General features: G+C 52.8%; 17 protein-coding genes. 13 read left to right on the top strand and 4 right to left on the bottom strand.

Annotation, left to right across the window (positions count from 1 at the left end):
- Positions 1-36: 36 nt before the first annotated feature.
- The 5 genes from BUA44_RS03860 (at position 37) to BUA44_RS03880 (ending at position 8,215) form a co-directional block, all read left to right on the top strand.
- Positions 37-2,076 carry a sensor histidine kinase gene (locus tag BUA44_RS03860; RefSeq protein ID WP_072808755.1) on the top strand — a complete coding sequence of 680 codons (2,040 nt, stop codon included), beginning with the start codon at positions 37-39 and terminating at the stop codon, positions 2,074-2,076.
- Between the two features lies 1 nt (position 2,077).
- The gene (locus BUA44_RS03865; protein WP_072808757.1) at positions 2,078-2,788 is read left to right on the top strand and encodes a response regulator transcription factor; all 711 of its coding nucleotides are present in this window, start codon (positions 2,078-2,080) and stop codon (positions 2,786-2,788) included.
- Between the two features lie 11 nt (positions 2,789-2,799).
- Positions 2,800-5,325 carry a PQQ-binding-like beta-propeller repeat protein gene (locus tag BUA44_RS03870; RefSeq protein ID WP_072808759.1) on the top strand — a complete coding sequence of 842 codons (2,526 nt, stop codon included), beginning with the start codon at positions 2,800-2,802 and terminating at the stop codon, positions 5,323-5,325.
- 135 nt (positions 5,326-5,460) lie between these two features.
- On the top strand, positions 5,461-7,233 hold the full coding sequence (locus BUA44_RS03875) for an ABC transporter substrate-binding protein (RefSeq protein ID WP_072808761.1): 1,773 nt from the start codon (positions 5,461-5,463) through the stop codon (positions 7,231-7,233).
- A 169-nt stretch (positions 7,234-7,402) separates the two neighbouring features.
- Positions 7,403-8,215, top strand: coding sequence for a CDP-alcohol phosphatidyltransferase family protein (locus BUA44_RS03880; protein ID WP_254794722.1), 813 nt, complete (start codon positions 7,403-7,405; stop codon positions 8,213-8,215).
- Here BUA44_RS03880 and mpaA read toward each other — a convergent pair.
- From mpaA to ruvC, 3 genes are read right to left on the bottom strand one after another with little or no spacing between them, the layout of a single operon-like run.
- On the bottom strand, positions 8,212-8,913 hold the full coding sequence (mpaA, locus tag BUA44_RS03885) for a murein tripeptide amidase MpaA (RefSeq protein WP_255370451.1): 702 nt from the start codon (positions 8,911-8,913) through the stop codon (positions 8,212-8,214). The two genes, BUA44_RS03880 and mpaA, sit on opposite strands and share 4 nt — an antisense overlap.
- 6 nt (positions 8,914-8,919) lie before the next feature.
- Positions 8,920-9,609, bottom strand: a complete 690-nt coding sequence (locus tag BUA44_RS03890; RefSeq protein ID WP_072808765.1) for a M15 family metallopeptidase — start codon at positions 9,607-9,609, stop codon at positions 8,920-8,922.
- Positions 9,606-10,184, bottom strand: a complete 579-nt coding sequence (gene ruvC / locus BUA44_RS03895; protein WP_072808767.1) for a crossover junction endodeoxyribonuclease RuvC — start codon at positions 10,182-10,184, stop codon at positions 9,606-9,608. The genes BUA44_RS03890 and ruvC overlap by 4 nt, the downstream gene beginning before the upstream one ends.
- 132 nt (positions 10,185-10,316) lie before the next feature.
- On the opposite strand from ruvC, the gene BUA44_RS03900 reads away from it, so the two are divergent.
- From BUA44_RS03900 to BUA44_RS03935, 8 genes are all read left to right on the top strand, one after another.
- The gene (locus tag BUA44_RS03900) at positions 10,317-13,928 is read left to right on the top strand and encodes a S8 family serine peptidase (protein WP_178348734.1); all 3,612 of its coding nucleotides are present in this window, start codon (positions 10,317-10,319) and stop codon (positions 13,926-13,928) included.
- 28 nt (positions 13,929-13,956) lie between these two features.
- Positions 13,957-15,546, top strand: coding sequence for an FISUMP domain-containing protein (locus BUA44_RS03905; RefSeq protein WP_143151852.1), 1,590 nt, complete (start codon positions 13,957-13,959; stop codon positions 15,544-15,546).
- 66 nt (positions 15,547-15,612) lie between these two features.
- Positions 15,613-16,080, top strand: coding sequence for a hypothetical protein (locus BUA44_RS03910; RefSeq protein ID WP_072808775.1), 468 nt, complete (start codon positions 15,613-15,615; stop codon positions 16,078-16,080).
- Between the two features lie 30 nt (positions 16,081-16,110).
- A complete protein-coding gene (locus BUA44_RS03915; protein ID WP_083579459.1) occupies positions 16,111-17,544 on the top strand; it encodes an FISUMP domain-containing protein in 1,434 nt (477 codons plus the stop codon).
- Between the two features lie 436 nt (positions 17,545-17,980).
- Positions 17,981-18,643, top strand: coding sequence for an FISUMP domain-containing protein (locus BUA44_RS03920; protein WP_178348735.1), 663 nt, complete (start codon positions 17,981-17,983; stop codon positions 18,641-18,643).
- A gap of 128 nt (positions 18,644-18,771) precedes the next feature.
- A complete protein-coding gene (locus BUA44_RS03925) occupies positions 18,772-20,652 on the top strand; it encodes a CHC2 zinc finger domain-containing protein (protein WP_072808781.1) in 1,881 nt (626 codons plus the stop codon).
- On the top strand, positions 20,652-21,854 hold the full coding sequence (locus tag BUA44_RS03930; RefSeq protein ID WP_072808783.1) for a glycosyltransferase: 1,203 nt from the start codon (positions 20,652-20,654) through the stop codon (positions 21,852-21,854). The genes BUA44_RS03925 and BUA44_RS03930 overlap by 1 nt, the downstream gene beginning before the upstream one ends.
- Before the next feature lie 20 nt (positions 21,855-21,874).
- On the top strand, positions 21,875-23,944 hold the full coding sequence (locus BUA44_RS03935; protein WP_178348736.1) for an LTA synthase family protein: 2,070 nt from the start codon (positions 21,875-21,877) through the stop codon (positions 23,942-23,944).
- Here the strand turns inward: BUA44_RS03935 and BUA44_RS03940 are convergent.
- On the bottom strand, positions 23,941-24,552 hold the full coding sequence (locus BUA44_RS03940; protein WP_143151853.1) for a hypothetical protein: 612 nt from the start codon (positions 24,550-24,552) through the stop codon (positions 23,941-23,943). The genes BUA44_RS03935 and BUA44_RS03940 overlap by 4 nt on opposite strands.
- Positions 24,553-24,719: the final 167 nt, after the last annotated feature.

Genomic DNA, 24,719 nt, shown 5'->3' on the forward strand with positions numbered 1-24,719 from the left:
ATCTCGGCGAGCCTACCCCTATAAAGCGGGGTGGCGATGCACTTCTCGAAAGGAAACCTGATACTCATTCTCGTGTTCGTGGGCGGCATCATTTTGCCCACGGCAATCCTGTCGTTCCTCGGGTTCCGGAACATCCAGAACGAGATGTTCCTCGCGCAAAAGAACTTCGACGAGAACCAGGCCGCTCTCGAGAAAGACATCGAGGATGCCATCGAGAAGGAACAGGAAAAAATCTACCAGGAAACGAAGGCTGCATCGCTGTTCCTGTACGAACAACCGCGCAGCCTGCTCGAATTCGGCAACGCGGCCTCGTTCAAGGACGTCGCGGGCATCGAGGCCATATTCCTCTACAACAACGGCAAACTCGTCTATCCAGATATATCGTCCAAACACTTCTACCCGACTCACGATTTTTCGTCCGTAGTCGCAAGTCCGAACGAGCAGAGGCTTTTCGAAGCGGAACAGGACTCAGGCAGCAAGGAGGTCCTGCTCCACAGGCTCATCAAGACAAACTCGCTCTTTACCACCAAGAACGAGCAAGTGCTGAACATCCTCGGAATCGTGCGTCTCTGCTACAAGGAAAAGAACTACGACGAGGCGCTGAAGTGGCTGAAGGTCCTCGAGAACAACCCGCACCTGCAAGGCTACCTGCATGCAGACCTCACCCGCTCGGTGAACCTGCTGCACTTCGAAATTCTCGTCAAGCAGAAGAAGCACGCCGAAGCCGAGGACTACAGCCTTTCCGTGCTGAACCAGTTCCTGCAGAGCGAAAGCATCGAGGACATCCCTTCGGCAAAGTTCTTCTTCGAGACGGCCTTCTCGCAAATACTTTCATTCGAGGACCTCTCCCAGGAGAAACGCGAATCGTTCTGGAACCTGCGTGCGAACTTCAACCGCCAGCTGGGCTACATGGAAATCCTTTCCAAGTACCGCAAGAACTTCGAAGACCTCCTGAGCAACGACTTCATGTCGAAGGACGGAATCCTCTACCGGAGCAGGGACGATGTTACCTTGTTCAAGATGGGCTACCCCTTCCTTTCGGGCAACCAGATTGTAATTGCAAAGATTGACACCGAAGCGTTCCGCGCGCGGCTTATCGAAAGGGTCAAGAACGTATCGCAGCGCTGGAAGAACGTTCCCTTCTCCATTATCGACGAGAAGGATTCCCTGCTCGCGGGCGCCATCCCCGACAGTTCGGGCGTGATATCGCAGACGCGCATTTCGGGAGCGTTCGACTGGGAATTTTCGCTCTACGAAAAAGACATGAAGGAAATCCGCAGGGAATCGCGCCAGCGCATGTACCTGATGTACGGCCTGTTGCTGTTCTCGCTCATCACGGTCGTGTTCGGTTCGTTCTTCATGCTGCGCTTCATCATTCAAGAACACAAGCTGCTTGCCATGAAGGCGAACTTCCTTTCGAGCGTATCGCACGAACTCAAGACGCCGCTCACCTCCATCAAGATGTTCGCCGAGATGATGGCCCGCGGGCGCGTCACCAAGGTCGAGAAGGTCCAGGAATACTCCGGGCTTATCGGCAAGGAGGCTACCCGCCTCGAGAACCTCATCGGGGCAATCCTCAACTACACCCGCATGGAGCACGGCACGGGTGCGTTCAAGTGGGAACGTCTCGACTTCTCGGTATGCGCGAAGAAGGTGTTCGAGGCCGTCGAGGATATCGGGGTCGAGAAGGGGCTCGAGTTCCATACAAAGTTTGAACCCGGCGCCTACGTGATGGGCGACTACACCGCACTCTACAGCCTCGCCCAGAACCTCATCGAGAACGCCATCAAGTACACGAACGCTCCCGGCGAAATCACCATCAGCGTCTATAACGAAGAAGACCGGGCCGTATTTTCTGTCGCCGACACGGGAGTCGGCATCGATTCATCTGAACAAAAGAATATATTTAACGATTTCTACAGGGTCGGTGACGAAATGACCCGCAGTACAAAGGGTTCCGGACTCGGGCTTGCCATCGTGAAGAGGGTCGCCGAAACGCACAAGGCAACCATCTCGCTATCGAGCAAACTGGGCAAGGGTTCTACATTTACTGTCAGATTCAAGAAGGTGGACTGATATGCAACACAAGATACTCATCGTTGAAGACGAAGAAATCATCCGGCTCGGGCTCCAGGATAACTTCGAGCTCGAAAACTACATTGTCGAGACCGCCGCCGACGGCGAAGAGGCCGTCGCGAAGGCGGACTCGTTCCTGCCACACCTCGTCATTCTCGACCTGATGATTCCCAAGAAAAGCGGGTTCGAGGTCTGCCGCATCATACGCAAGAAGCACCCGGAATGCTTCATCATCATGCTTACCGCAAAAACCGAAGAAACGAGCAAGGTCGCAGGCCTTGAAATGGGCGCCGACGACTACGTAACCAAGCCCTTCTCCATACTCGAACTGCTCGCCCGCGTGAAGGCGTTCCTGCGACGCACCGAAGTCGCCGCCCCGCAAGAGGCGCCCGCCCCGCAGGCGCAGGATTCCATCGACTTTGCCGACATCCACCTGGATTTCAAGAAGTACGAAGCCACCAAGGGAGGCGAGCCGCTCGAGATGTCCGCCCGCGAGTTCCAGATTCTCAAGTACTTCTGGCAGCACCGCGGCGAGGTCGTTCTCCGCGAAGACCTGCTCACCGATATCTGGGGCTACACTCCCGACAACATGCCCTCGACGCGCACCATCGACAACCACATCGTGAACCTGCGCAAGAAACTCGAGGACGACCAGACGAACCCGAAAATCATCGTCTCCATCCGCGGCGCGGGCTACAAGTTCGACGCATAAAGGTACAGCAGATGTTCACCCGGCAAGACACACGCATCGCAAAGAGAAAGGCGTTTATCGCCTTCCTTGCGGTATTCTGCATTTGCAGCGCGAGTGCCTTTGCCGAAAAGATGAACGCCCTCATACAGGAAGCCATATACGATTTCGAGATGAAGGGCGAAACCGCCGAAGCAATCCGCCTGCTCGAGAAGGTCAGCACGCAGGGCGACAAGGAAGACCGCGAGAACGCCTTCTTCTACCTCGGGAAAATCAAGGAACTCGCAAGCAACAGGAACTCGGCGAATTTCTACTACCAGCAGAGCCTGAACACCACCCGCGACACGGACCGCGCCTACTGGCTATCGGAACGCGAGGCCGCCACCAGCAATACGAACGACGTGCTCATCAAGAACAAGTTCACGCTGCGTTCCCCCATCGCGAAGGTCTTCAAGAACGAGGCCACCTACCTGCTGCTCCAGAACGGGAACATCAAGAAGGTGCTCGCCGATACCATCATCGACATCCGTACGGGTATTCCCGCACGCTCCGACATTCTGAAGATTGACGATTTCGGAATCTGGTACCAGAATGTCGACAAGGACAGCCTGCTCTACAAGCCCCACAACACCAAGTACCCGTCCAAGAAATATCCCGTCGTCGCCACTAAGGAATTCTTCTCGAAGGGCGACTACGCCGCCGCACAGAACGGCCACACGCTCTCCCTGCTGAACAAGAAGGGAATCATCGCCCAGGTAAAGGAAACGTTCAACGGCTGCCACGTAGAAGACTTCTTTGAACCCACCGGGCACTATGTCCTCAACTGCACCGACAACGCGCTCCATTTCGTCTCGAGCGCCGACGGCAGCGAATCCTTCGCGCTCTCGCAGTTCGACGCCATCAAGAACGTCATTACCGACGACAACTTCATCTACCTGCTTTCGGGCAACTACCTCTTCTGCTACCAGCCCAGGGCAAGTTCCTCCCCGCTGTGGCGCGTGCTGTTCAGCAACGCCGAAGTCGTGATTCCCTTCAACAAGGGAATCGTCGTGCTCGAGGCATCCGGCAGAATCACGCTTATCGACAAGGCGAGCGGCATGGTCAAGAACACCATCCGAAGCGATGCAAGTTTCATATACCCTCTCGCGCTCGGGACGCTCGGGCTGTTCTCCAACGAGGGCGACCTGATTGCGGTCGACACGCTGCTACACCCGCTCTGGCATTTCAATTTCGCGCGCCCCATCACGGCGGCCCCCATCCATACCGAGAACGGCATATTCCTCGTATTCGACGACACGCACCTCATGAGCATCGCGCCGCACTATTACGGCAAAAAAGCCCTGCAGTCCGACCTGCTTACGCTCAAGGCCGCCGCCATGGCCGAGGCGGGCGCATGGGACGAGATTGCCCCCCTGCTCGATTCGCTCCTGAAACTGGAACCCGGAAACGCGGAGGCATGGCTCTACAGGGCGCTCCTGCTCGAATCCACCAAGGGTAGCGAGAAGGACCGCCAGAAGGCATGGTCCGAGGCGGTAAGGCTTTCCGTAAGTACCTCGCACACGAGCAGCATCATCCTCGGGCGTTACAGCAAGGCAATCGGCGCGAAGTTCGTGAGCCTTTTGAACATCACGCCCAAGACGCGTTACCCGCAGTTCTTCGGCCACAAGAAGAACATCTACACCATCGACCCCGCCGCAGAGAAACTCATCTGCATCAACGCCGACAACGGCGAGCAGCGCTGGGCCAGGAACCTCCCGCGCATGACCGACAGCCCCGTAATGAACAGCGACGAGAACACGCTCGCCATCGCCTCGGGATTTGCGCTCTACATCTACGACCTCGACCACGACGCCACCCCGCAGACGCTGCAGCTTCCCGGAAAGGCGTTCAGCATCCAGCAGACGCCAAGCGCCATCTACATCGCCACCTGGAACGGATTCCTGCTCAAGGTGACCCGCTCCGAAAACAGGCTCGCCTGGTCGCGCAAAATCTACTCGTCGCCTTTCATCTTCACCCCGCACGAATCCACCATCTACGCGGCAAGCCTCGAAGGCGAAATCAAGTACATCGGCGACAACTCGGGGCAGGCGAACGAGTTCAGCCCGCGACTCCCGGGAAGCGTATCGCAAGTCGTGAAGGCCGATACCACCATCGTGTTCGCGACCGACAACAACCGCCTCTATCTCTACAGCGCTGGCGACATCACGAAGGATCCGGCGCAAATCCTGCTGGAATCCACGGTACTCTCGCTCCAGGTCACGCGCGACCATGACTCTAGAAACATCCTCGTCGGCCTCGCCGACCAGAGTTTCCTCCTGTATTCCTCGTCGGGAACGCCCCTCTGGAAATTCCAGGGCAAGAACTCCATCTTCGGCAAGCCCTACATAGAGGGGAACCTCGCCTGGATAGACCAGGGGAACGAGGTCATCGCGGTCTCCCTGAAAGACGGGAGCGTGGTCCACAAGTTCAATACCCCCGGCGGAGCGGGTACCCCGTTCGTCATGAACAAGACCCTCTACAGCGCATCTTCAAAGCGCCTCCTCTACGGTTTCTCGCTGTAAAAATCGCGTGACGGCCATCACTTTTTGTAAATAATTGGAGATATTTGCAAAAATGGGGCAATTTATTCCACTTTGGAACTACTGTAAAGAAATTTTAGTAGCAATTTTCTAACATTCTCACTAGATTTTAATATTATGAGCGATTTTGTCAAAATAATGCATAAAGCCGTGGCCGGCTCGCTGGTAATCCTGGCGGGCGTATTCGTGGCCTGCGAAAAGGAATCAGCCGATAAATCCGTCGCAGAAAACTCCGAATACCCGCGCGCAGAGACACTGTATATCGGCGGTTTCGACTGGGCCCCGCCCACGACGTTCAACCCGCTGGACTACGACCCGAACTTCCCCATCGACGGAAACGTCCGCCTGATGTACGAGACGCTCGTCACCTACAACCAGATTACCGACAAGCTCGAACCGATGCTCGCCGATTCCTTCACGAGGACGGATTCCAGCATCGTGGTTCACCTCGACAAGAATGCCAAGTGGAACAACGGCACCCCCGTTACCGTCGACGACGTCATCTACTCGTTCCATATCGATTCCATTCTCCCCACGCCGCGTCACGGCAACTGGGAATATCTCACCTCCGTCACGGCAGACAATAGCAACAACATCACGTTCCTCTTCAACAAGAAGAACAAGAACCCGCTCATAATCCTGAACGCTATTGCCGAAACGTCCATCCTTCCGAAGTCGGTCTTTGAACCGATTATCGAGGGCGCGAAGGAGGGCAAGGCCTACAACTTCGGCAAGGTCGTGGAATTCAAGAACGACAATTCGCCGGTCGTCTCGGGCCCGTACAACCTCAAGACGTTCTCGCCCGACAAGATTGTGCTCGAGCGCAACGACAGCTACTGGGGCAACGTGAACCACGGCGGCAAGGCGCCTGCGCCCAAGTATATTATCCATTCGCTCTACAACGGCAACAACCACTTCAACAGCGCGATGACGAAGGGCCACCTCGACGTGTCCTCCATCTTCCTGCCGCAGATCTGGAACAAGGCGAAGGATAACATCCGCGCCTGGAGCCGCGAGGAACCCTATCACCTTCCGGGTTCCATCACGACGCTCATCATCAACCACCAGGTCGAGCCGTTCAACGACCCGGCATTCCGCCAGGCCCTCGCCCACGCAGTGAACTTCGAGAAGATCAAGTCCCGCGCCATATCGAACTACACGCCGGCAATCCAGGCAGGCTTCATACTGCCGTTCGGCCCCGAGGCGCGCTTCTTCAACAAGGAAGATGCCGACAAGTTCGGTTATTCCTACAACATCGAGAAAGCGAAGGAAATCCTTACCGCCGCAGGCTACACCTGGGATACCGAAGGCAAGCTCGTGGACAAGCACGGCAAGCCTGTACGCCCCATCAGCCTCGAATGCCCGCAGGGCTGGACTGACTGGGAAGACGTCATCAAGGTCGTCGCGGAATCCTTCGGCGAAATCGGTGTCACTGCCGAACAGAACTTCGTGGACTACAGCGTATGGGACAAGGACCTGCGCCAGTGCACGTTCGACCTCGCCATGAAGACGCAGACCGCGGAACTCTCCGCAGCCACCCCGTGGACGCGCTTTGACCAGGTGATGGGGAACGTCGCCCTGAAGCCCGTCGGCGAGGACGCATTCTCGAACCAGGGACGCTACAAAAACGACGAGGCGAACAAGCTGCTCGCGAAAATCCCGACGATTGCCTCCGAGGATGAACTCAAGAAGGCATACCGCGAACTGAACAAGATCTTCATGGAAACCATACCGGTTCTCCCGGTCATGTACCGCCCCACGCAGTACTACCAGTTCTCCACCAAGCACTGGACAAACTTCCCCACCGAAGAGAACCCCTACGCACCGCCGCAGCACCTGATTGTCGCCGCAGGCGTGAAGGCACTGTGGGAAATTCAGCCGGTCAAGTAGACAGCGCAGACATTTAAATACAGAGGCTAGTTTCTAGCCTCTTTTTTTTATTCCAGGCCTGCTTTTACTTGCTTTTCATCGCACAATTACGCATCTCGTCGCACACTTGCAAGCGAGCCCCTTTCTAGCACTAACGCTATAGAGAATATTTTTATATCTTTAACATGTAGTGAAAACTAAGGAGACTATCGTGGGTAAGACTCGCTTTATTTTGCCGAACCTGTTTACGAGCTTAAATTTCCTTCTGGGTGTATTTTCTATCTGCTGGACCACCGGGGCATTCGCCACCGCCGACCCGATTCTCATGGGCGCCTACTTCATTATCCTGTGCGTCCTGCTCGACAAGCTCGACGGTTTTGCCGCACGCCTCGTGAACGCGAGTTCGGAATTCGGAGCGCAGTTCGACAGCCTCGCCGACCTTATCGCGTTCGGCCTCGCACCCGCCTTCTGCATCCTCTTTGCCTACAAGAACCTTGCCCCCACATTCTTCGAGGCGAACATCCCCCTGATGGTCATCGCGTTCTCCGTTTACGTACTCTGTGCCGCCATGCGCCTCGCCAAGTACAACGCCTGCGATAGCGATAGCTACCACCACCACTTCTCCGGAGTCCCCACCACGTTCGTCGGTGCCATCAACTCCATCCTCATCGTGTTCCTCAAGAACGTGGGCCTGTTCCAGAATGCCGACAGTTCCGCCCTCTATCTGCCTGTCGCAGTCCTGTTTGTCACGGGCCTCCTGATGGTCGCCCCGCTGTTCCTCCCCAAGTTGCAGCCCCGCAAGAACAAGGCTTTCAACATCTTCCAGGCAGTGCTTATCGTGATTACCTACGTCTGCGGTTTCTTGTTCATCACAGAGAAGATGATTATCCTCGAGTTCCTGCTCGTGCTCGTCGCCTGCTACATGACCATCGGCCTTGCCGTCGGGCTTATCCAGCGCAAGAACATTATCGAGGAAGCAAAGGCCGCGAAGGCCGAGAACTAGTCTTGCGCCGCGAGGAATCGCGCGAAAGATTCACCGTAACGTTCAAACAGGAGCTCCGGCGCCAGGCGCGGGAGCTCTAGCGTTATGCATTCAACCCGGTGTTCGCTGCACCATGTCCCGAAACTGCCCGGAGTGGGGTAACCGATATCGGGTTTCCACGGGAGGTTCAGGGTTCCATGCAACCGCTCCACGAGGGGCGTGCGTGCGGGGGCGTCGATGCACCCGATGGGGGAATGCATCGCAATTACGGACTCCGGCTTCAGCGACTCTATGAGGGCGACAAGCGCCTGCGTCTCGGGCTCGCTGCCGGGGGCCTTCCCCGGGCTTAAAAGCGTATCTCGGGCGGATTCCAGGATAGAGCGCGACTGCACGTGGGCCGGGTTCCAGTTCGAAGTCGCGAAGTTGCGGTTCAGGTCCACCCCGTTCGCGTTCCCGCGGGTCCCGAGAGTGGCACCGTCGGGGTTCGCGCACAGCACGAAGGCCATGTGCTCGAAGTTCGTGTCGAAGGCGCGCAGGCAGCGGCTCAGCAGGAACGTCGTTTCGGGTTCCTCGCCGTGAATCGCGGCGAATACGAGAAGCCTGCAGGCGCTACGGCACGGGTAGTAATGGAGCGGGGCCCCCAGTACGGAGCGGCCGTATTCGCGGGCTTCGAGGCGGACAATGCCGCGATGTTCCGGAGTGAATTCCATGCAGGCCATGAGAGTCTAGATAAAGTAAGGGTAAATGAAGTCTTCTGCGAGGGAATCGAGACGCGCGAGAATGACGCGCTTGCAGGCGATATCCGTAGCCTCGTAAATCTTGCGCAGGGTATCGAGCGAGAAGTTATCCAGCAGGCGGCGCGACGTGGGCAGGTGCGCAATGTGCCAGCCTTCGGGCTTAATCTTCCCGCGGCCGGGCACGAACACTCGGCTGAACCCAAAGGCCTCGTTTGCAGCAAAGCGCGCGTCCAGGAACTTGTGGAACTTGGCGAACATTCCCGTGCATTCGTCGGGCGTGAGCTGTACCTCGTAACCCTCGGGGCAGGCATTACCGTCTACCACGTCGATATCCGTACCCAGGTGGTGGCGGCTCGCGCCCGGCAGTGCCGACCACGTGAGGATAGCGTACATCAGTTCTTCCTCGTCCTGCGGGCGCTGCATCGGCTTGCCAAATTCATCGAGCAGGGCGAGTTCCCCGCGGGCCTTACGGTTCCAGATAGAGAGTTGCTTCTCGAACGGGCGGTATGCCGATTCCAGACGCAGCCTGAATCCGTTTTCTTTCAGGAGGGCATCAAGACGCGCGAGGTCACTGCATATATCTTTGCATACAAAGTAACCATTCTGGAATTCAACCAGTTCGGGCGAGCCAAGGCCATAAGGCAAAAGATCCGCAGATTCCATATCCGTAAAACTCATGGCAACTTCCCTCCCATCCTTTCGACAAGTGCCTTCCAGTCGGCGACACTCGCCTTTTTCTTGCGACCGGCGGGCCTCTTTGCATGCGGAGCCAGCGCCGCCGTGAGCGGGGCCGGGTTCGCGTGCGTCCACGCAATCGCGAGCGCGTCGCTCGCATCAAGCGGCAAGTCGGAAGGTTCTATCCCGAGTCGTGCGAAAATCATGTTCGCCACCTGCTCCTTGGCCGCACTCCCGTCACCCGTGACGGCCTGCTTCACCACCTTCGGCGGGTACTCGTTGAATGTCATCCCGCGCTTGCGGCAGGCTACCAGGATAGCCCCGCGTATATGCCCCAGCACCAGAGCGCTCTTCGCATTCTTCGCAAAGAACACGCCTTCCATGGCAAGCGAGTCGGGCTTGTACGTATCGAGCCTCGATTCCAGTTCCGTAACGATATGGAGCAGACGGTCTTCCACAGGGCGGCCCGCCGGGGCATGCAACACCCCGTATTCGAGCACTTTCGTGTGCCCGGATCCCGCCTGCAGGAAGGCGTACCCGGTCGTGATGGAGCCGGGGTCGATACCTAGAATTATCATGCGCTTTAAAATAGATAAATAGAATAGTTGTTATATCGCGGGGATTGACTTTTTAGGCTTATAAATATAGTTTAGGAGAAGAGTGTAATCGGACAAAACATGAAACGCTTTTTTGCCATATACTTTTTTTTGATGTTCGGCTTAGTCTGGTCGAGCCCTTCGGTGCTGTTGACAAGCGACCGCCACGTGACTGCATGGAACTTCGTCAATTACCGATTTAGACTTACGAACACGTCAACTGCGCCTGTCCTAAATCCCGAAATCAATTATTATGCTGCTCAGGCTCCGCTTGGGGCTGAAGTGGATGTTTCCTCCGGTCTAAATCCCGTAACGGCATCCGTGGTGCAGGCGGGGCAATACACTGTAGTCAAGTTCTCCCTTCACGGTCTTCTTTTCCCTGGGGATTCCGTTGAAATTCATTGCCGCATCTATAGCGAAGGTTTTTTGATGGGCTGGGATTCGTCTAACGACTGGTCATACCAGCATAATGCCGAGGTCTACGAGCCGAACTACTTCATGGCGGTCTATGACGCATCGCACAATATTCTTTGGGGCTCAGACCCACTAGGCGGCAACCAGAATACATCCGATGTTGTGCTGTGGACTGACCGTGGGAGCAATTTTACGGTCGAACGATATAATGGCGATACTGCCGAGGTTGTCCCGGCAGGGCGGTTCTGGTTAATAAAAGATATGCCCATCTCGCCGAAGGAGCGGGACCTGCTTGCCGAGCGGGGAATCGTCAAGCATTCCGTCGGCAGTCACCAGGGCAAGACGCTCGCCCTGTTTCGTAGTGAAACCGATGTGCAGAAGAGTCTGCTGGACAGCCTGGTTGCTGGGTTCTACAATACGGTTGCCGTAGATGATTCTACTCCAGTCGAAATAGAATTTTATCAAGACAGCCTGTACGAGGACTCGTCAAGGATTGATATGGAAATATTCTGCTGGCCAGATGTTTCTGTCAATACCTGCGTTGAAGAAGTTGCTGCGTGTGGAGGCGACGATATTGGTGTAGCACGTGGGCTGCTAATCGCGAAAGTCAGGAAGGACTCGCTCCAATGCCTTGCGCAAAGCCGGAATATTGATGGCTTGGCTGTGCAGCACGAACTGGGCTTGGCTAGCAGCGCCGTTGACCGTGATGCCGTCAACATATCCAGCTTGCAGAACAACGACACTGCATGGCAACACGCTCTTCAAATGGATCGTGCCACGAAGGACTGGCTTTCTGGCGTGAAGTATACGGGCGATGGGATTGTAGTGGGGGTGTATGAGTCCAGATTTGGTTATATTCATCCTGATTTCAACGAGTATGATTCATCAATGGCCTTAATACCAAGGGAAATAAGAAAAGACGAATTTTGGGGACTAGATGGACGTGCGCTGTCAAGGCAAGTGAATGGTTATGACGCTCATGCCTATGGTGTTGCCGGGATAATTGGTGGAAACGGAAATGACTCAAGCGGCTTTAAATATAGAGGTGTTGCCCCTAAGATTCATTATTATGCAGGATCGAATTCCTCTCCTAATGTTCAGGTTGGCCATGTCGTTAATCATTCCCATATAACTGATAGCATTTTAGCTGCATATGTAAATGAAGATTACGTTATAGACGCAGCAGTGTTTAAAAATTGGAATAGCGAATGTACAAAAATAAATCCTTCATCTAATGTAAGTGTTGCTAATTGTGTTGAGGGCGATACGCTAACCAAAACGGTTGTTTATGCTGCTGGCAATAATGGGGACAATGAAGGATACCCGTCATACAAATATGGTATACACCGTGCCTATCACTCAATCTTGTCTAATTCAAAGAATGCGATAACTGTAGGTAACATGACAAGTGAAGAAAAAGTCCGTTTTCATCACTCTAGTATGGGACCTACATGGGATGGACGAATCAAGCCTGACATAATGGCACCGGGAGCAACAAGCCAAATTGTTGCTAGTGCCAACCATCCTGTTGAAATATATGTGGATTACGTGAAATTGTATAGGCCAAATTCTGCGGAACCGTATTTTGTTCTAGATTCGAATGCGTTTCCTGAAAAATCAGAATGGCTGAGGAGTGCACTAGCTATAACTTCTATTGAACCGCTTGAAAACGGAAACTATGCATATAAATTTACATGTGATACAACAACGCAATTAGGTATATCAGCTCTTTGGGACTTTGATTCTATATTAGTTTCTTCGCAGGATGAGATGGAAATCCGTTTCCGCAAAGGCGAGGGATGGGATAACAATGAATATATTTATGGAAATATACACTTTGGAACGCATGAATCTGGATTTTATCCACCTCCCGATTCTCTCAAGGATTCTCTTCGTTTAATCTATCCAAATGAAAACTTTGATAATAATGTTTGGCATATCAATGTTCCCGCGGTATGGACTGCTAGCGATGCTTATACAATCAAGCGTTTCCCATTAGCAGCTCTTGATACCACCATTAATGCCTACTACGTGCGTTTAGATTTCAGCTTTATTCGCGGTATTGTTACTCCTGCAGTCTGCGACTCCAACCGCTGTGGATATACCTTCCCCATAGAAGGTGGCACTTCAGCTGCGGCTCCCTTCGTGAGCGGTATCGCCGCCCTAATGTACCAGAAGTTCCGCGACACTACAGGGGATTCCCTGCACAGGCATTCAATGCGAAATTCTACCGTCAAGGCGCTCCTAATCCATACCGCGATAGACATGGAGGATTCCGAACAGGCGCATTTCTCTGTAAATGCCGATATGCAGAAGGCTCATCATGATGGTGCGCCACACTACACGCCTCACGGTGTCGGCCCGGACTTTGCGACGGGCTGGGGGAGGGTTGACGGGGCCGCCGCACTCGGCCTTATTTCCGGATACAATAAGAAGACTCGAGAATTCTCCAACTTCAGGGAAATCGAGATAGGGAACGGGTTCGAAAAGCGGTGGACGACTGTTGTCGACGGTGCGCAAAACCGACTCAGGGTGACCTTGGTATGGGATGATGCTCCTGGTGAAAGGGACAAGGCTGTCAATCCGGAATACTTTAAGGAATCTAAACTAGTCAACGACCTGGATATGTATCTGGTGAGCCCATCTGGTGAATACCACTACCCCTGGAGGATAGACCCATTGCCGACGGAATACATTGACACAAGTGGAAATCACTCCGATGTAGCAACGGGGTTTGAAAGAATCCTGGAAGGAAATGTCCACGATGCATACAACGGCTGTGGTTCGGGCGACAGGCTCGACGTGGCGTGCTTCGACCACCTAAACAATGTCGAGGTCGTGGACGTGGATAATCCTGAGCCGGGTCGGTGGCAGGTTGTCGTGATGGGCAGACGACTCGAGGACTACAACAATGCGGACAGCAACGCACAGGTGGCAACACTTGTCAGCGATTTTGCCCTTAAGGAGAGTAATTTCTGTAGCGTCGTTCATGATTATGCTCCGCAGACAACGTACCGTTGCTCGTACACACTTGGCGATGACGCCATATCCTACGTCACGTTTGACGAGCGCACACTTGTCGGTGCCGGGGATGATATCCAACTCTTTGACGAGAACGGGACCCTATTGGGGACCTACGTCGAGAATCAGCTTGCCGGGAAAAGGCTGAAATTCCGCTCAAGGTTGCTTACGGTCGTACTCCATAGTGACAACGACAATTCCCAGGGCTGGGGGTTCGGCGTTACGAAAATAAAGGTCTACCCGATGGCGGTTCTGAAAATGCCGTTCGAATTTACAAAGAAGGTGGAGTAGTGTTTTGTAATTAATATTTTTTTTGAGAATGTTTATGTTTAAATTTGCTTGCTTTTTCTCGTTTATTTGTATTTGTCTATTCCTCGTCGCCTGTGGTGACGGAGGGACGTCGGAACCTATTCTGTATCCAAGGGAAATCTCTGTTGAAACATCATCCTCTATGGCGGAATCGTCATCTTTCGAAATACCAGAATCGTCAGAAGCGCAAAGTTCTTCGTCTGCCTCGTTTCTTTGTATAATCGGCACTGACGAAGACTGCGATTACGGAATGTTGATCGATGAACGTGATGGGCAAATCTACAAGACGATGAAGGTTGGTGGCCAAGTATGGATGGCGGAAAATCTAAATTATCAGATAGGGGTTAAACATTGCTACCATGACAGTTGTGCGCAATATGGCCGTTTTTATTCTTGGAGTACTGCGATGGATAGTGCCGGAGTTTTTTCGACAAACGGCCTGGGGTGTGGTGACGGCCTTATGTGTTCGCCCGACTATCCTGTACGTGGAATATGTCCTGCAGGGTGGCACCTGCCCAGCAAATTTGAAATAGAGCCGTTGGTGCCCGAATTGGGGGGATTGATGGAAATTGCTGCTCAAGCCGAAGATTCTAGTACGCCGTCAATTTTTGCGGAGCGCTTTCTGACACGTACATATATGTGGTCATCTACGGATGAAAACGAGAATATGACATCTTTTTTGTCTTTTAATAAAGAGTCGTATAGCCTGTACCCCGCCACTTGCATGAAATATAGATTACTTTCCGTTCGCTGTGTAAAAGGGCAAAGTGCTGAACAGAATATGGACAAACTGCTGTCGTTTAATGCTCGGAGCAGTTCATCGTCAGTCAGTCAAAGCAGTTCATCGTCAGTCAGTCAAAGCAGTTCATCATGTGATGTGCACGTTTCTTATGGAGAGATGACGGATGAAAGGGATGCCCATGTCTATAGAACGATGACGATTGATGGTTGTACAACGAAAAAAAATGAAAGCGGAGAATACCGTGTAAAGGTTCCTAGACAGACATGGATGGCGGAAAATCTGAACTATGCGTATTTGCAGCCGACATCGACGCTAGATTCCTCTAGTTGGTGCTACAACAACGAACCGGACAGCTGTGTAAAATACGGACGACTTTATCTGTGGTCTGCTGCCATGGATAGTGCAGCTCTGTTCAGCGAGGATACTAAAGGCTGCGGTTTTTACCGCAATGTTGAAAGTTGGCAAAAGTGTCATGTTACTGGGATGGGGCGAGGGGTGTGTCCTGAAGGGTGGCATTTGCCAACGAGACAGGAGTATGGTAATCTGCAAAGTACGACACCTCTTGTATGTAAGATGAAGAATGATGCCCAAGTCACAAATGGTTTCTTATTGCAATTTGGAGGTCTTTATTATGCGGAGCCGGATTGCTGTACTGTCTATAATTATACGAATGGTGAACATTTCTTTGAATGGGGCGAAGATGCGAGCTTTTTTTGGTTTGCTTCCGAAGGAACTATCGGTTCCGAAGCCTATAGCGTTATGACCGAAGAAATAAGTTGCGTGCCGTCTACTGGAAGTACATATAAATTTTTTGCATTTTCTGTCCGTTGCGTTAAGGATGTTCCTGATATAGAATAAAAGGTGTACCCAATGTCGGTTCTGAAAATGCCGTTCGAATTTACAAAAAAAGATGGGAGGTAATCCATGAAAAAGATAATGTTTTTGATTCTAGCTTTGGCAGTCTTTGCCTTCACCCAGAACTACGAACGATGTAATATTCCGGGCATTCCGGATTCATTATCTATATCAACTATTCCGGACGGCTCGTGTTCAAGAGAAAACGTGTTCGTATGCAATGTCGGTTTCAATGTGGCCGGCGAAAAGAGCATGCTGTATTTAAATATATCTTTAAATGCGGCATGTACTTCTCTTGAAACTAGCCGCCTTGCCGTATACGAAAATCCATCAAATCCGACAACAAGTCCTTCCTATACCACGTTCTTTTTGGTAGAAGATGAGTATGAGGCGACTCCGCTCTCTTTGACATTAGCGGGTTCCCTTGCCATGTCGGCTTCGCTTAATGGGAAAAGGGTCAGAATTATTTACAAAAAAGTGAAGGATGAGGCCTATGGGGGAATTCGTCTTCAGACTATAGAATTTTATGGTCCATAATTGTGTATATTGATGTCCGTGAGTGATTAAATGCGTAGAACCCTTCCGATATTTTGCGTAGCCTTATTCCTTGTCGCCTGTGGCGACGGAGGAACGTCGGAACCTATTCTGTATCCTGTAGGAAAATTTGAAAGTAGTTCCTCTAGTTTTGAAAAAGTTAGTTCTGGTGAGACTATGAGCCGGGAAAATCAATCGTCTTCTGCAGAATCAGATACGTCAAGTGAAGAGTTCTGTGTCGAAAATGAGTGCTTTGTTACGGACAAGCGGGATGGAAATGTTTACAGGATAATAGAAATCGGGGAACAGTTGTGGATGGCGCAGGATCTAATGTATGAAATTGTGAATCAACAGTGCTTTGATGAATCCGTTAACGACTGCGCAAAATATGATGGATTATATTCGTGGAGTGCGGCGATGGACAGCGCCGGAAACTTTTCTTTGAATGGTCTAGGGTGCGGGGATGGCTTGGTATGTGTTCCTGCTTCGCCTGTACGTGGAATATGTCCTGCGGGATGGCATTTGCCGAATAATAACGAGATAAAAAATATGATCTATGCTATGATGCATAATAGTGACTTGGACTTATTCGGGCGTTCAACTTTTTGGTTGTCAACGGAAGAAAATGACCAAAATGCATTCTATATGGGTTTAAATATGACGGAGGAGCATAAATCAATGATGGCAAATCCAAAATCTGATTTGAAGAAAACACTACTTAATGTGCGCTGTCTCAAGGGCAAGTCCTCTGATGGAGCCGCTGTTGTTTCTAGCTCGTCGTCAGTCAGCGTTAATTCAAGTTCGTCATCAGTGGGTCTCTATATCTCCTATGGAGAAATGACTGACGAGCGTGACGGACAAGTTTATAAGACAATGACTATCAGTGGAACGCTTTATGACAAATTTTATCCAAAACAAATATGGATGGCGGAGAATTTGAACTATGCCTATCTACAGCCAACTTCTACCGAGGATTCATCAAGCTGGTGCGGTGATAACAACCCGGAAACCTGCAAAAGATATGGAAGGCTGTACTTGTGGTCTGCGGCAATAGATAGCGCGGCTGTATTTAGTGAAGATGCCAAGGGGTGTGGCTATTTCGCTACAGACGATGAATGGGTTAAATGTCCTTCCGAAAGAAAAATTCGGGGAATTTGCCCCGAAGAATGGAGACTTCCCACTTACAACGAATATTACAAACTGCTGTTCTGGCGTTTAAGAGACGGAAGCGGCTTTGCGGAAGAGCAATTACTAGAATATTTTGAGGATGAGGATGAGGAAATTTTGGGGTCTTCGAATTTCTGGTTGGCAACGGAAAAAAGTAATACTATGGCTTTCCGGGATGCTTTTAGTCCTTATTCGCTAGAGTATTCGGAGGGCTATCCCCTTAGTGGAGCCTTGCCTCCAGAAGACAAGCGTATGGCTCATTCTGTCCGTTGCGTTAAGGATGTTCCTGATGTTGAATAAAGGTCTACCCGATGAACGTGGGAGGTAATCCATGAAAAAGATAATGTTTTTTTTCTAGCTTTGACAGTCTTTGCCTTCACCCAGAATTATTTACAAAAAAGTGAAGGATGAGGCCTATGGGGGAATTCGTCTTCAGACTATAGAATTTTATGGTCCATAATTGTGTATATTGATGTCCGTGAGTGATTAAATGCGTAGAACCCTTCCGATATTTTGCGTAGCCTTATTCCTTGTCGCCTGCGGCGACGGAGGAACGTCGGAACCTATCCTGTATCCTGAGCCGTATTTAGTCAAATTATCGTCATCCAACACGCCGGAATCTTCGGAAACGCAATCATCTAGTGATAATGTCTCCAGTTCTAGTTCATCTGTTAAGTCTTCCTCAAGCAAGGAGAAAAGCAGTTCTTCAGTTGGATTATATTTGTCTCACGCTGAAATGACTGATGAACGGGATGGTAATGTCTACAAAACATTAACGATAGAAGGTGTGTTTAGTAATAAATATATTCCTAAACAGACTTGGATGATAGAAAATTTGAATTTTGCCTATTTACAACCGACATCAACATTAGATTCCTCAAGTTGGTGCTTGGACAACAATCCTGGTAACTGCGAAAAGTTTGGCCGATTGTATCTTTGGTCTGCTGCCATAGATAGTGCGGCGCTGTTTAGTGAAGATGCCGATGGTTGCGGCTTTTTTTCTTTAGAAGAAAACTGGCATAAATGTCAGGGAATATCGATATCGCTTTGGGATGACGAAAAAATTCCTTTTACGCGAGGTGTTTGTCCTGAGGGATGGCATTTGCCAACATATGATGAGGAACTTAGTGTGATGCATTGGCGATATTGCTGTGACTCACATGACGAGTTTAATTATCAAAGGGCTCAGTTTAGCATTTATGATCTGATATCAGATTATTTTGATGAATATCTAGGACACCCTGCGTTGTGGGTTGCTATGGAATCTGATTACCAACAAGCGTATATAGATATAATGTCATATAATGATATTTTAGTATCAGAAGGCTATGATGTTATTGTCCCTGTAAGCAAACAATATGCAGTTGCCGTCCGTTGTGTCAAGGATGCCCCAGACTGATTGTATATTGGCGAAAAGGCTTCCTGCGTAGAAACCTTCGGAGATAAATCCGTTTTTCTAGTAAAAAACGTCTAGCTTAACATAAGACCGGTGCATTTTCTTATTAGATTTTCATTGAGAGGTTTTATATGGTCGTCGATCAAGAACACACCGGTATCATGCGCAAGAAGACTCACCCGCGGCAGTTGGGCGTACCCCTGAACCGCTGGGGCCGTAACCTTATTTCGTGCTGCCCGTTCCATTCGCCCGAAGAGACGTCGTTGTTCTTCTACGACGCGCTGGGCTACTGGCGTTACCGCTGCCTGCAGTGCGGCAGCGAAGGCGACTTGGTCGAATTCGTGATGCGCAGCCGCTTCAACGGGCTCGAGGAGCCCGCCGCCCGTGCCGAAGCTATGGAATTCCTGGGAGCCCAGGAACACGAGCAGGACAGCGACCCCGACGAACATCCGTGGATTAAGGAAATCGGCGGCGAGAAGTCCCGCGTGCTCGAGAACTTCGTACGCTACTGCCACTGGGCCGCCTGCAAGAGCCCCTCTTCCGCAGAATTTTTCGAGAGCCGCGGCTGGAGCATCGGCCAGGCGCAGCTCTACGGTCTCGGCTACTACAGCGGCGATCCGGAACCCTTCTACAGTTACTGCATGCTTTCGGGCATCGAGCGCCACCAGGTATCGTTCTACCTCGACAACCTCGAGGCATACCACGAACCGCGCATCACCATCCCGGCACGCAACTCCAAGGGGCTCATCCACTCCGTGTACGGTCGCTCCATGGAAGATGACGGCGAGCACAATCCGTACATCTCGTATGCCTCGGGTCCGGTCGACATCCCGTTCAACATCCAGCCCGACAACGACAACCCGATTATAGTGGAAGGCATGTTCGATGCTCTGACCGCAGACCTCGCGGGCATCCCCGGCGTGGTATCCACGATGTACCAGGACCTCACGATGAGCCACCTGTACAAGCTCAAGGCTTGCGGGGCAAATTCCGTGACCCTCATCCTCAGGCGCGACGCGAACCGCAGGAGCCAGGAATACCGCATCCAGGACTACCTGAAGATGGCGGAAACTCAGGGGCTCAAGTTCAAGTCCATCGTGCTCCCGAAAGACGAGACGGTAGACCTGCTCGTGCGCAACTACGGCGCAGACCACCTGCTGAACCTCATCAACGAGACGGAAGAGGATACGGTCCACACGCACCGCCGTTCCATGCTGCTGCAGGACATCAAGGAGAACTTCGACACTGCGATGGGCTGCCCGCCCGACGAAAGCGTGGGCTACCCGCTCAACACGTTCCCGCAGCTGTCCAGGGATATCGACGGCATCCAGTCCGGCATCTTCTACGTGTCGTCGAACCCGTTCAACCTGAAGACGTCCCTGCTCTCGAGTTTCGCGCTCGACCTCATCGAGACCAACAAGGATATCAAGCTCATCTACATCGCGCTCGAGACACCGCGCCGCCAGATATTCGACCGCATGATCGCGATGCTCACCGGGCTTTCGGTGCTCGACGTGCGCAAGAAGAACACGGACGAAGAAGTCAACGCGAGGATTCTTGAGGCGACGCGCGCCCTCATGGGCTACGTGCGCGACAACCGCCTGGAAATCTGGGAAGACCAGCCCTCGTTCGACAACAAGGAACTGCTCGCCACGCTCAAGGAAGAACAGCGCGAACACGCGGGCCTCGTCGTGATTATCGACGGCATCGACCACTTCAAGGTGACCGACCGCCCCGACCTCGCCGACATCCACGAGAGGCGTTCCTCCGTAATGCTCGACATCTACAAGACGCTCGACATCCCGCTGTTCATCGGCGGCGAGATTGTAGACGAGAACGGAGCGCTTATCGCGCCGCGCGCCTACCTGCGCGATTCCGACGCCATCTACTGGCTTGAATCCAAGGACGGCGAACTTGCGCTGAACGTCAATTCCAAGCGCCTCGGCAACAACAACTTCTACAACGGCAAGCTTTCTATAGACCCGCAGTCCAACCGCATCCAGGAAGCCTGATGTTCACCATCGTGGACTTCAACAACTTCTGGAGCCCCTCGGGCGGCGGCGTGCGCCGTTACCACCTGCAAAAGATGGCATTCTACGAAAGGCTCGCTTCGCGCGACCCTGGAGCGGGCGTGCTTTCCGTATTCGTGATGCCCGATTCCAAAACGTTTACCGAAGCGAAGAGCGAGAGCCTCGTCATCGAGCACGTGCAGGCGTTCAAGTTCCCGGGCAACTGGGAATACCGCTTTATCTGGAAACTCTCGCAGGTAGAGCCTGTACTCGCGAAATACAAGCCCGATATAATCGAGGTGGGTTCGCCCTACATTCTCCCGACGGTAGTGCGCCGTGCGGCAAGGCGCGTGAGCCCCGAATCGAAACTGGTGGGGTTCTGGCACGCGGACTTTCCCGTGACCTACGTGGGTCGCCCCGTCGCGAAGAAACTTGGAGTAGGTCTCGGCACGTTCGCCCGCAAGGAAGCGTTCTGGTACGCCCGCAAGGAATTCAAGGGATTCGACTGCATCCAGGCTTCCTCGAAGGAGGCGATGGCAAGGCTGCGCAAGAACAGCCTGCCCGACCCGCGCTGGATCCCGCTGGGATGCGACATCGAGATGTTCTCGCCCACAAAGCGCGATGAATCGCTTGTTGCCGAACTCAAGGCGGGCAATCCCGAAAGACTCACGATGTTCTTCCCGCACAGGCACTGCAACGAGAAGGGAATCGACCTCGTACTCGGGGCTTACGACATTCTCACGCAAAAGCTCGGGCACGAGCCCGCCATCGTATTCGCGGGCACGGGACCGAGCCTCCCGCTTGTCGAAGAAGCGGCAAGCAAGCACGAGCATATCCGCTACATCGGGTTCGTGAATTCCATCGACGAGATGGCGCGCTACTACGCGAGCGTGGATTTGGGGCTGGCGCTTTCGGGCTGGGAAACCTTCGGGCTCTCGATACTTGAAAGCATGGCAAGCGGGAACGCGCAAATCGGTGCCTCCGCGGGGGCCGCATTCGAGCACGTTACCGAAAGCGGTGCGGGCATAATCCTCAAGGAGCGCACGCCCGAAGCGCTCGCCGACGCCATCGTGGAACTCTACCACAGCGATATGGCGGCCATGAAGCAGAAGGCCCGCGCATACGCCGAAAAGTTCAGCTGGAACGACTGCTTCAAACGGCAGCTGGATCTCTATAGACAAATTTGTAACAAAGACCAGGAATGAAACAGGCTTTTTTAAACGTATTGAAGAAAATAGGGGCTAGTGTCGCCCCCCTGCAGAACCTCGTGCTGATTTCGCTTGCAGCATGGGTCACACATATTGTCTTGCGCGTACTGCTCCTGTTCCGCAGCAACCCCTACGGCTTCCCGTTCGTCTCTAAGCCGGACTGGTTCATTTTCCATGCAGTGTGCATCGACTTCATGTGGATTGTGAACGCCCTCGTGGTGTTCCTGATTCTGGGCGGAATCGCTGTCCGCATCGCTAGCGGCTCTAATGCAATCGGGACAGGGACCGCCGCCACCCGCAGAGTCGCGGTAGTCACAAAAGTCACGACCATTCTCTACGCCGTTTTCCATACCGCAATCTTGCTCCTGACGCTTCTGGACAACGAGACGCAGCGATTCTTGGGCGGGCATTTGACCTTCGGGCTTGTAGACACCTACAAGGACACATCCTCCATCATCGTGTTCTACGACTACGTGGCAAACGATCTTTCCGTACCGTACCTGCAGTTTGTGGTGTTGGCTCTTATGCTCCCGCTAACATACGGTGTTTACAGATTGCTTTGCAAGTGGTACCGTTCCCGCGAAGGCTTAAGCGAGAACCGTTTCTATGTCAAGAAATCCGTCATCGCGATGCTCATCTTCTACATCGCATCGTACTCGTTCGTTTACTTTATCTGGACCGGCAACGCCCGCATGACAAAGCTCCGTCCGGTCGTTTCGCTAATTTACAACGACCTGTTCGTGGCAAAGAAGGCGAGCGGCCTTACAGACGCCGACCTTGGCACGTACCGCACGGCCTACCAGAACCTGTGGCAAAAAATCGAGGGCGATTCCGACTGGCAATTCTCCGACGCGAAGGAAGGAAACGGTCTCCCGCTTTACCGCGTGCCGAGTGCGGAACTCCTGAACAGCGAAAAGCTCAAGGCCCAGCGCGAAATGCAGCCAAATTTTATATTGGTGCTCATGGAATCGCAGCGCGGTTGGAATACCGGCTACATGAATCCGCAACTCCAGCCCTCGCCCACGCCGTTCATGGATTCGCTCGCGGCCCATTCGCACGTGTGGATGCGCATGCATACGAGCGGCGTGCCCACTACCGGCGGCGTACTCTCGACGCACATCGGCATTCCGCACCATTCCAGACTCGCGCAGGCGACCGACCTTGCGCACGTAACGCTCCCGAGCTTTGTGCAGGTGCTGACCGAAAACGGCTACAGCACGCATTACATGTCTGCCGCCGACCCCGCCTGGGATAATCTGGGCGTGTGGATGTCCAAGTGGTACACGCAACAGCATTACAACCGCGAACGCGAAGACGATTCCACCTTCATCGACAACGCGATTGAATACGTGCGCGACACGCTTTCTAAAGAAGGCAAACCCTTCCTTGCAACGCTCATGACGCGCTCGAACCATTACCCGTTCAACTTTGCCGCGGGCATGACCGACGAAGAAAAGAGCCGCCCGCTGCAGGAGCGCATCAACGTGACCATGGGCTATGCCGACAGGCAAATCGCCCGCTTTATTCGCGCTGTCGAAAACGAGGAATGGTACAAGAACACCTACGTGATCATCATGGCGGACCACGGATTCCCCCTGGGTGAAAACGGCGTTTCTACCATGAACGGCGGCGGATTTTCGAACGTGAGCTGGATTCCGTTCTTTATTCACGGGAAGGGGCTCGAAGCCGTCCGTGACACGACTCCTGCCGCTCAGATTGACATCGCGCCCACGGTGCTTGAACTTGCGGGATTCGCCGTACCGAATATATTTATGGGACATAACTTGCTGCGCGGTGGTTCGGCAAGCTCACCAACCGAGGCCGATTCCGTGCCGGAACCGCTCGCAGGCCTTTCCCTCGGGGCGTATTCGGGTTATGCCGCCATCGGGCTCGACGGTTACCGCTTTATCGCGAAATACCCCGCCCAGGACGAGACGCACATCTTTGCCGACAGCGACACCCGCCAGGAAAACGAGCTCACCGGCAAGTTGCAAAACGAAGAAGGCCGCCCAATAGAAACTTATTTAGGTGCGACCCTCGATACATTGCTCAAGATTTCGGATTACTCGCTCGAACGCGGGCTTTAAATTCTAAACGCGATGCCGCCACTCATAAAGCCGCGATAGCCCGCACCCAGCTCTGCATAAACGCTCACATACGGGAACAGGAATTCCAGACCGACTGGCGTCAACTGGACGGAGGGCAATCCGACGCTTTCCAGCCCGCTGTCAAATTCAAGCAAGGCTCCGACGCCTATGCGACTGTATGGCCTGAAATGGTCAAAGAGCGTAAACCAGTTGAACTTGCCCTCGACCGCAATGTGTATCAGGTGGTGGTCCAGGAAATCGTCCGCCTTACAGTACATTTCATGGTCGGTGCCTTCGCAAACGCTTTCATAGGAACTGTAGTACTCGTAAGAGGCCACAAGACCCGCCTCAATATGAGGGGTAAAGACGTAGCGTGCGCCTAGGCTCGCTACCGTATAATTCGATTCATAGTCGACTTCGTCGGGAACGTCGCATTTTCCATTATTGCAATAATCGAAATCCTCCAGCGATCCGCCCAGAACTGTAAGGCTCGAGTAAGTCGCAAAGCCACCACCCACGTCAATGACAAAGCGTTCTTGAGGAATTGATTCCCCGGCAAGAGCCGGAACAGCGAACAACGCCGCAATCAGAACAAAGCATTTTCTCATATAAAAGAAAATACAAAAAAAACGTCGTTTATAAACTACAGTCAAAGTCAGAAGCGAGTATAGCAAGGCCGCAGACCCCGAAGCCGTATTCTAAATACGGCGAGTCGGTCGAGAAGGATGTTATGCGAAGCTTATACACTAAGCCGAAGCTAGAAGCGAGCAGAACG

The organism is Fibrobacter sp. UWR3 (genome assembly GCF_900143055.1).
Taxonomy (GTDB): domain Bacteria; phylum Fibrobacterota; class Fibrobacteria; order Fibrobacterales; family Fibrobacteraceae; genus Fibrobacter.